This window comes from Pseudomonas sp. EGD-AK9 (assembly GCF_000465935.2).
GTDB lineage: Bacteria > Pseudomonadota > Gammaproteobacteria > Pseudomonadales > Pseudomonadaceae > Aquipseudomonas.
Map to the genome: position 1 here is coordinate 1 of NZ_AVOF01000108.1, position 8,664 is coordinate 8,664.

At 67.8% G+C, this 8,664-nt stretch carries 7 protein-coding genes and 1 pseudogene; 4 read left to right on the forward strand and 4 right to left on the reverse strand.

Going from position 1 to position 8,664, the window contains the following annotated elements:
- Window positions 1-1,258 (forward strand): gamma-glutamyltransferase family protein (locus N878_RS06060; RefSeq protein WP_021442785.1); only part of this gene is annotated, 1,258 nt, incomplete at its 5' end.
- A gap of 74 nt (window positions 1,259-1,332) precedes the next feature.
- On the forward strand, window positions 1,333-2,028 hold the full coding sequence (locus N878_RS06065; protein WP_031302824.1) for a GntR family transcriptional regulator: 696 nt from the start codon (window positions 1,333-1,335) through the stop codon (window positions 2,026-2,028).
- Here N878_RS06065 and N878_RS06070 read toward each other — a convergent pair.
- Genes N878_RS06070 through N878_RS06085 form a run of 4 tightly spaced genes read right to left on the reverse strand, consistent with a single transcriptional unit; the run spans window position 2,025 to window position 7,840 of the window.
- On the reverse strand, window positions 2,025-3,254 hold the full coding sequence (locus tag N878_RS06070) for an amidohydrolase family protein (protein WP_021442787.1): 1,230 nt from the start codon (window positions 3,252-3,254) through the stop codon (window positions 2,025-2,027). The genes N878_RS06065 and N878_RS06070 overlap by 4 nt on opposite strands.
- Window positions 3,251-5,743: an ATP-binding cassette domain-containing protein gene (locus N878_RS06075; protein ID WP_021442788.1), complete on the reverse strand. Its 2,493-nt coding sequence runs from the start codon at window positions 5,741-5,743 to the stop codon at window positions 3,251-3,253. The genes N878_RS06070 and N878_RS06075 overlap by 4 nt, the downstream gene beginning before the upstream one ends.
- A complete protein-coding gene (locus tag N878_RS06080; protein WP_012019747.1) occupies window positions 5,740-6,609 on the reverse strand; it encodes a branched-chain amino acid ABC transporter permease in 870 nt (289 codons plus the stop codon). Before N878_RS06080 ends, N878_RS06075 begins: the two co-directional genes overlap by 4 nt.
- Before the next feature lie 43 nt (window positions 6,610-6,652).
- Entirely contained in the window at window positions 6,653-7,840 is a 1,188-nt protein-coding gene (locus tag N878_RS06085; protein ID WP_012019748.1) for an ABC transporter substrate-binding protein, read from the reverse strand.
- 164 nt (window positions 7,841-8,004) lie between these two features.
- Between N878_RS06085 and N878_RS06090 the strand changes: the two genes are divergently transcribed.
- Together N878_RS06090 and N878_RS29455 are read left to right on the forward strand one after the other, a co-directional pair.
- The gene (locus N878_RS06090) at window positions 8,005-8,403 is read left to right on the forward strand and encodes a nuclear transport factor 2 family protein (protein WP_021442789.1); all 399 of its coding nucleotides are present in this window, start codon (window positions 8,005-8,007) and stop codon (window positions 8,401-8,403) included.
- Window positions 8,404-8,487: 84 nt separating this feature from the next.
- A pseudogene (locus N878_RS29455) lies at window positions 8,488-8,664 on the forward strand (sulfite exporter TauE/SafE family protein); the annotation flags it as partial.

Sequence of the window (8,664 nt, forward strand, 5' to 3'; positions counted from 1 at the left end):
CGATATCAGCCGCCAGCAATGGGGCTCGCGCCTGGGCTGGGCGGATCTGTTCGAGCAGGCCATCCATCATGCCGAACACGGCCACCCGGTCTCCGACTCGCAACTGTTCTGGCAGGACTATCGCCGCGAGCTGATCGAACAGCTGCCGGACCTCCACCCGCTGTGCAAGACCGCCCAAGGCCGCTGGCTCGCCCCCGGCGACACCCTGCGCCAGCCGCGCCTGGCCGACAGCCTGCGCCACCTGGCGCGCAAGGGGCTCGACGAGTTCTACCGCGGCGAGCTGGCGCAGACCTTCAGCGAAGCATTCCGGGCACATGACTGCGGCCTGAACGGTGAGGACCTGGCCGCCACCCGCGCCGAACTGGTCGCCCCGATCAGCATCCGCTACCGCCAGGGCACGCTGTACAACGTCGCTCCGCCCTGCCAGGGCCTGTATACCCTGCAGGCCATGCTGGCGCTGCGTAGTCGCGCACTGGGCGATTGCGGCAACGGCAGCGCTCGCTACTACCACTGGCTGGTGGAGGCGATCAAACAAGGCCTGCTGCGCCGCAATGCCGAACTCTGCGACCCGCGCCACAGCGACTGGCCCTGGGCCACCAGCCTCGACGACGCCATGGCCGCGCGCTACGCCGCCGTCATCGACGATCAGCACGCGCAACCTTGGGCCGAACCCGGTCGACCGGCCGACACCATCTGGATGGCCGCCTGCGATGCCGAAGGACGCAGCGCCTGCCTGATCCAGAGCCTGTTCCATGACTTCGGCTCCGGCTGTGTGCTGGGCGACACCGGCGTGCTTTGGCAGAACCGCGCCGCCGGCTTCAATACCAACCCGCAGCATGCAAACGCCTGGGCACCAGGCAAGCGCCCCGCACACACCCTCAACCCATCCTGCTACTTGGCCGACGACGGCCGGCGCTGGTTCTTCGGCACCCAGGGTGGCGATGGCCAACCGCAGACACAGATGGTGCTGGCCAGCCAGTTGATCGACTTCCAGCAACCCATCGACCAGGCGTTACACATGCCGCGCTTTCTGCTCGGGCGCAGCTTCTTCGACAGCACCGACAACCTCAAGCTGGAGGCACCGGTGGGCGATGCGGTAATGGCCGAACTGCAGCGCATGGGGCACCAGGTCGAGAGCATCCCGGCACTCAGCCCTTACACTGGTCAAGCCGGTATCATCGCCATCGACCGCGACGGCAAGCGCCAGGCAATGCATGACCCGCGCGGCCAGGGTGATGCCCTCGGACAGCGTCCTTGAGCGACGCCATGGATTTACCTGAGCCTGGGGCACTGGCGATAATGGCGGCCATTGCCCGCAAGAGCGTAGATTCGATGGCCGAGAAGACCGTGACCGCCAAACAGCAGGAGGTGCAGCGCATCGTCGATGCGCTGGCCAAGGCCATTGCCCAGCATCGCCTGCCGCCCGGCATGCGTTTGATCGAGGCGCAGATCGTCGAGTCGCTGCAAGCCAACCGCAACCATGTGCAAGTGGCGCTGCAACGCCTGGCGATGCAGAAGATCGTCACCATCGAACCCAACCGCGGCGCCCTGGTCGCACAGCCCAGCGCCCAGGAGGCGCGCGACGTGTTCGCCGCCCGGCGCGCGGTAGGGCGCGCCATTGTCGAGGCGATCACTCCGGCGATCATGCAGCAGCATGCCGAGCGTATCGCCACGCAGATGGCCAAGGAGCGCGCCGCCACCAGTAGCAGCGACCGCCGCGCCATCGTCCGCGAACTCAGCGAGTTCCACTGCATGCTCGGCGAGATCTGCGGCAACGCGGTGCTGCACGACATCCTCGACAACCTGATGGTGCGCAGCTCGCTGATCGTCGCGCTGTACCAACGTAACGACGTACCCTCCTGCGCCTCGGACGAGCATCAGCAGGTGCTCGACGCCCTCGCCGCCGGCGAGCGCGAGCAGGCGGTGGAGCTGATGATCGAGCACCTCGACGAACTGGAGGGCCAACTGGCCCTGCATCAGGAACAGAACGTCGAGGTCAACCTGCGCGAGGCACTCGCCGGGCTCTAATCACTCGGCCGCAGCAAGCGTGGCCGCTCACGTGCGAAGGTCTGCCGACCGCTCTTGAAACCCATCAACGGCGGGCTCAGCTCGCCGATCACTGCAGCCGGGTGCGGCGCATCAAGGACGATGAAATCCGCCCGGCAACCCGGCGCCAGACCATAGTCACGCAGGCGCAATAACCGCGCCGAGTCGCTGGAAATCCAGCCTAGGCAGGTCTGCAACTCGGCAGTGGTACCAAGCTGGGCGACGTTGGCGTAGAGGTTGGCCTGGCGGATCAGCGAGGCGTCGCCGTAGGGAGTGAAGGGGTTGCCCAGGTTGTTGGTCGACAGCGAACAGGTCACCCCGCCGGCATGCAACCGCTCCAGCGGCGCCAGACCGCGCGGTTTGCCATGGCTGCACTGGCGACCGCCGAGGTAGAGGTCGGTGCTTGGCAGGCAGGTCACCTGCACACCGGCCGCTGCCAGTCGCCCGGTGATTGCCTGCAGCGGCTCGGCCGCCAGCATCGACAGCTTGGTCGCATGACCGACGGTAACCCGGCCGCCCCAGCCATGCAGCTCGGTACAGCGCAGCACCTCGGGCAGGGTCATGCCCGTGGGGTCGAGGTCGAAGTCCAGGTGGAAGTCCAGATCGCAATCATGCGCCACGGCCAGCTCGAACAAGCGGCGAATCTGCCCATGCGGATCGCTGTCGGTATAGGGGCAGCCGCCAAGCACATCGGCGCCCTGCGCCAACGCCTGACACAGCAACGCCTCGGTACCCGGATTGTTAAGCAGACCCTCCTGGGGGAACACGCAGATCTGCAGGTCCACCGCCCAGGCGTAGTCGGCCTGTAGCCGGCGCACAGCATTGAAACCGGTCAGCCCGATCTGCGGGTCGATCTCCACGTGGGTGCGCATATGCATGGTGCCCTGGGCGATGGCCAGCTCCAGCACCCGTGCTCCGCGCTGGTAGACATCCGCCTCGGTGAAGCCGGCCTTGGCCGCCGAGGTCTCGGCGATGGCCTCGGCCAGGGTACCGGCGCGCAGGTTGCAGCGTTCGAGGATGCAGGCCTTGTCCAGGTGGATATGGGTTTCGATCAGCCCCGGCAGCACCAGGCCGCCGCCCAGGTCCAGCTCGCGCGGGCAGGCGTCGGCGCTGAAGGCATCGACGAAGCGGCCCCGTTCCACCCGCAGCTCGGCGAGGCGGGTGGGCGCGTCCGGCAAACGCAGGTTGTGCAGATACAGCGCACTCATGCGGCGCTCTCCCCCAGGTAGGCGGCTTCCAGCTCGGGGTCGTTGCGCAGCTCGGCAGCGCTGCCGGATTTGACGATGCGCCCGGTCTCCAGTACGTAGGCACGGTCGGCCACCTGCAGTGCGAGGTTGGCCATCTGGTCCACCAGCAGCAGGGTCACGCCTTCGTCGCGCAGGCTCGCCAGGGCATCGTAGAGCTCGGCGATCATCGCCGGCGCCAGGCCCAGCGAGGGCTCGTCGAGCAGCAGGATGCGCGGTTTGGCCATCAGCCCGCGGCCCACCGCGACCATCTGCTGCTCGCCACCGGAAAGCAGCCCAGCCGGGCTGTCCAGGCGCTCGCGCAAGCGCGGGAAGCGGCGCAGGATGGCTTCGATCTCGGCCTCGGCATCCACCTGGTCGGTACGGGTGTAGGCGCCCAGCAGCAGGTTGTCGCGCACGCTGAGCTGGGGGAACAACTGTCGCCCCTCCGGCACCAGGGCCAGGCCGCGCGCGGCGATGGCGCTGGCCTCGGCCTTCTCAATATTGACGTCGTCCAGCACCACGAGGCCCGAAGACGGCCGCTTGAGCCCGGCCAGGCACTGCAGGATGCTCGACTTGCCGGCGCCATTGGCACCGAGAATCGCCACCAGCTCGCCGGGATTGACCAGCAGATCCACGCCTTGCACCACCGGCGCGGCGCCGTAGTCGACCACCAGGTCCTTGACGAACAGGATGGCGTCGCGGCTGCCGTCCCAGGCCGCGCCGCGCGGCTGCGCCTGGTAGTCGGTGCTGCCCAGGTAGGCGGCGACCACCCGCGGGTCCTGTCGCACCTCGTCCGGAGTGCCCCAGGCGATCGGGCGGCCGGCGTCGAGCACCAGGATGCGCTGCGACACCGCCATCACCAGCGGCATGTCGTGCTCCACCAGGATCACCGCGATGCCGAAGCCGGCCAGGGTCTTGAACAGCCCGGCCAGGCGGTCGGTATCGCTACGACTGAGGCCGGCGGCCGGCTCGTCGAGCAGCAGCACCCGCGGCCGGCTGGCCAGGGCGCGGGCGATTTCCACCAGGCGCCGGTCGACGTGCGGCAGATCGTCCGCCGCGCAGGTCACCGAGCCGCGATAGCCCACCAGCGCCAGCAGGTTCAGCGCCAGCTCTTCCTGCTCGGCCGGCGGGCGCGCCAGCGGCAGGCCGAGCTGGCCCTGCTGCATGGCCGCCAGCAGATTCTCCAGCACGCTCATCTCGCCGAACAACTGGGTGGTCTGGTAGGTGCGGGCGATACCGGCGCGGGCGATCTTCCAGGCCGGCAGGCCAGCCAGTTGCTGCTCCAGTTCGATCTGCCCGGAATCCGGCGCATAGAAACCGCTGATCAGGTTGAGCAGGGTGGTCTTGCCGGCACCATTGGGGCCGATCACCGAGGTGATGCTGCCCTGCTCGGCGCTGAAGCTGATCGCGCTGGCCGCCTGCACGCCGCCGAAGCGGATGCCGACGTCGCGCACCTGCAGTCCTTGCGCTTCGCCGCCGCTGCGCTCGAACCAGCGCGCCAGCAGGTGACGGTTGGCACTCTTCGGCGCGTAGGCCGGCGGCGCCTGCCACCAGCGCTGCTGCAGGGCGCCGAGCACACCACGCGGCGCCAGCCAGAGCACCGCGAGCAGGAGCATGGAGAAGATCAGTAGGCGGTATTCGGCCAGGCCCGAGAGCATCTCCGGCAGCAGCACGATCAGCAGCGCCCCGAGCACCGGGCCGAACAGCGTGCCGCTGCCGCCGACTATCACCGCCAGGACGAACAGGATCGACTGCGAGAAGGGGAAGGAGTCCGGGCTGATGAACATCATCAGCGGCGCCACCAGGCCGCCGGCCATACCGGTCAGGGTGGCCGACAGGGCGAAGGCCAGGGTCTTGGTCTGCATCGGGTTGAAGCCCAGCGAACGCGCGGCGATTTCCGTCGACTTCACCGCGCGCATCGCCCGCCCCCAGCCGCTGCCCTGCAGGCGCCGGTAGAAGGCCAGTGCCGCCACCATCAGCGCGGTGGCCAGCAGGGCCAGGCCGATATTGCCGTCCAGCCCGCCAAACGCGGGCATGGGAATACCGATCAGGCCGTTGGCACCGCCGGTCAGCGACTGCCACTCGATCAGCCCGTGGTGAACCATGAAGGCGAAGGCGATGGTCACCATCGCCAGGTAGGGCCCGGTGACACGCAGCGCCGGCAGTGCCAGCAGGGCACCGACCAGGCCGCTGCCGAGGCCGGCGATGATCAGCGCCAGGCCAAGCGGCAAGCCGGCCATCAGCAGCAAGGCCGAGATGTAGGCGCCGATGGCGTAGAAGGCGATATGGCCGAAGGAAATCTGCCCGGACAGGCCCATGAGGATGTTCAGGCCGACACCGACCACGGCCGCCAACGCGCAGAAGGTGAAGACCAGCAGCGAATAACTGTCCAGCACGAAGGCCAGGCTGCTGCCCAGCAGCGCCAGCGCGGCCAGGCCGCTTGGCGCCAGGTAGCGGTTGCTCAGGTTCATACTTTCACCAGTGTCTGTTTGCCGAACAGGCCGTTGGGACGCAGCGCCAGGGCGATGATGACCAGGCCGAAGGTGAAGATCTGGGTGAAGGCCGAGCCGAACTGCAGAGTGATCAGCGCCTCCGCCAGGCCGAACAGCAGGCCGGCGAGGAACACCCCGTTGGCGCTGGCGATACCGCCGAGAATGGCCACAGCGAAGGCCTTGAGGCCGAACAGCGTGCCCATGTCGGCATGCACGTTGTACAGCGGCGCGATCAACAGCCCGGCGATGCCGGCGAACACCGTCGACACGGCGAAGGCGCAGGCCACCACGCGGTTGACCCGAATCCCCATCAGCTGCGCCGCACGCGGATTCTGCACACAGGCCTCGAGCACCTTGCCCAGGCGCGTGTAACGGCGCACCAGGTACAGCGCCAGGGCGATGCCGGCACCGGCCAGAGGGATCAGCAACTGCAGCGCCTGGACGTTGCTGCCCAGCACCTGCAGGTGCTGATGCAGCAGGGCCACGTCGAACTGGCGCGGTTCCTTGCCGAAGCTGAACAGCACCAGGTTGTCCACCAGGATGCCGCCCGCCACCGTGGCCATCAGCCAGGCTTCCGAACCGCGGCTGTGGAAGGGCCGCACCAGGAACAGTTCGATGGCCAGGCCGTACAGCGCGCACAGCGCCAGGCTCAAGACAGCCGCCAGCCACCAGGGCAGGCCGGCGGTGACGCAGAGGCTGTAGCCGAGCACCGCGCCGATCATCATGGCGCTGCCCTGGGCGAAGTTGACGGTACGCGACACCACGTAGGTGATGTGAAAGCCCAGGGCGAGCAGCGCATACATGCTGCCCAGGCCGAGCCCGCTGATGATTGCGGCGGTAAGCATGGCAAATCCTCCACCGGCCGCTGCCGCGGCCGGACTGGCTGGTTCAGTGCTGGATCGGCACGATTTCGTCACCCTCGAAGCGGGTGAACACGTAGTCGTCGACGCCCAGGGCATCGTGCTGCTCGGCGCTGAACGGTTTCTCGTAGGTCTTGATCAGGCCTTCGTAGCGCTGGATGCCGTAGTAGCCGTCGCGGATCGCCGGCCCCTCGGTGCTGCCGGCCGCAGCGATGGCCTGCGCGGTCAGGTGCAACGCGTCGTAAGCATTGGCGATACCCACCGCCGGGGTAACGTCGGCCAGGCTCTTGATCTCCGGATAGCGCTTTTGCAGCGCGGCGAAAATCGCCTCGCCCCTGGCGTCGCCCTCCTGGCTGAAGGTGTAGGTCTGGATGAAGTGCACGCGCCCGGCATTGGGCCCGGCCAGCTCGCCGAAACGCCCGCCGGCCGGCCCCCAGTGCGACACCACCGGCACGTCCCAGCCCATGCGGTCGAGCGACTTGACCACCTGCGCCGACGGCGCGACGTTGGCCACCAGCAGCAGGGTATCGGCGCCGGCCTGCTTGAGACGACTGAGCTGCGGCACCACATCGAGATCGCTGCCCTCGATGCGCTCCACCCCGGCCACCGGCATGCCACGCGCCGCCAGTGCCTTGCGGAAACCCTGCTCGTTGGATTCGCCCCAGGGGTTGTTGATCAGGATCATCCCCGGCTTCTGGGTGGCGAAGTGCTTCTGCGCATAGCTGACCAGCGCCTCGTCCACCAGCTCGTCCACCGCCGACACGCGGAACACGTAGTTGTCGGCGGCGCCGTTGCGGGTGATCGGCGTGCCGGCCGCCCATACCCCCATGAACGGCATCTTCATCTGATTGGCCAGCGGCACTATGGCCAGCGACACCGGGGTATCCAGCCCGCCGAAGAGCACCGCGACCTTCTCCCGCTGGATCAGCTCGCGCGCCGCCAGCAGCCCCTTGGACGGGTTGCTTTCGTCATCGCGGCGCACCAATTGCAGCGGACGCCCGAGCACACCGCCCTGGGCATTGACCTCGTCGATGGCGATGGTCAGGCCGCGGGTCAGCGCCTCGCCGGACTTCGCCGACTGCCCGGACAGCGCCGCTACCAGGCCGACCTTGATCGGCTCGGCCGCCTGTGCGGACAGGGAAAACCAACAACTCAACGCGAACGCCGCAGCCAGGCACGGCTTCAGACGACGCGGAAACGACAATAGCGTGGACATGGCATTCTCCTAATTGCTAGCTTTTGCACAAACATTGCTAGCAAAACAGGTGCCACCCCGGCAAAGCCCGCAAATACGGGCCTTGCCCATGGCGCCACTTCTGAAACCGCCCCATTGCCTGGCACGACGCACCAGCAGGATGCAGCCAGGCCCAAGGAGAACCCATGCCCAGCGAACACCCCGCCGTCACCCTGGTTCGCCAGTTCCTCGAACTGTCGATGATCCCCGATCCGCAGGGCGCCGCCCGCTATATGGCCGCCGACGTGCGCATCACCTTCACCGGCGGCCGCGCCATGCCCGATGCCCAGGCCATCACCGCCTTCAACGGCGGTCGCTACAACTGGGTAAAGAAAGCCATGGGCCAGTTCGACTGGACCGAGCATGCCGACCACTGCGTGGTGTATTCCAACGGCACCCTCTACGGCCAGTGGCCGGACGGCCGCAGCTTCTCCGGCAATCGCTACCTCGACCGCTTCGAGGTGCGCGACGGCCTGATCACCCGCATGGATGTTTGGAACGACAGCGCCGAGTGGATTCTGCAGCCGCAGATCAACCGCGACTGACGCGACGGCGCCTGGCACTTTGGTCGCACTTGGCTGACCGAATGGTCAGCCCTATGCTGCACTCTTTTCGTGCGAGCCTGCGCCATGTCCCTGCCCGATCTGCTGCTGTTGGTCCTCGCCGGTTTCGCCGCCGGCGGCATGAATGCCCTGGCCGGCGGCGGCACCTTCTTCTCCTTCCCGGCACTGCTCGCCGCCGGTCTGCCGCCGGTGACGGCCAATGCCACCAACGCCGTGGCGCTATGGCCGGCCAGCCTGGCCGGC

Bases quoted from the DNA above. Each gene is read 5' to 3' on its own strand.
- N878_RS06080 (WP_012019747.1), bottom strand. From the start codon at position 6,609: ATGCTTACCGCCGCAATCATCAGCGGGCTCGGCCTGGGCAGCATGTAT.
- N878_RS06085 (WP_012019748.1), bottom strand. From the start codon at position 7,840: ATGTCCACGCTATTGTCGTTTCCGCGTCGTCTGAAGCCGTGCCTGGCT.
- N878_RS06090 (WP_021442789.1), top strand. From the start codon at position 8,005: ATGCCCAGCGAACACCCCGCCGTCACCCTGGTTCGCCAGTTCCTCGAA.
- N878_RS06075 (WP_021442788.1), bottom strand. From the start codon at position 5,743: ATGAACCTGAGCAACCGCTACCTGGCGCCAAGCGGCCTGGCCGCGCTG.
- N878_RS06070 (WP_021442787.1), bottom strand. From the start codon at position 3,254: ATGAGTGCGCTGTATCTGCACAACCTGCGTTTGCCGGACGCGCCCACC.
- N878_RS06065 (WP_031302824.1), top strand. From the start codon at position 1,333: ATGGCCGAGAAGACCGTGACCGCCAAACAGCAGGAGGTGCAGCGCATC.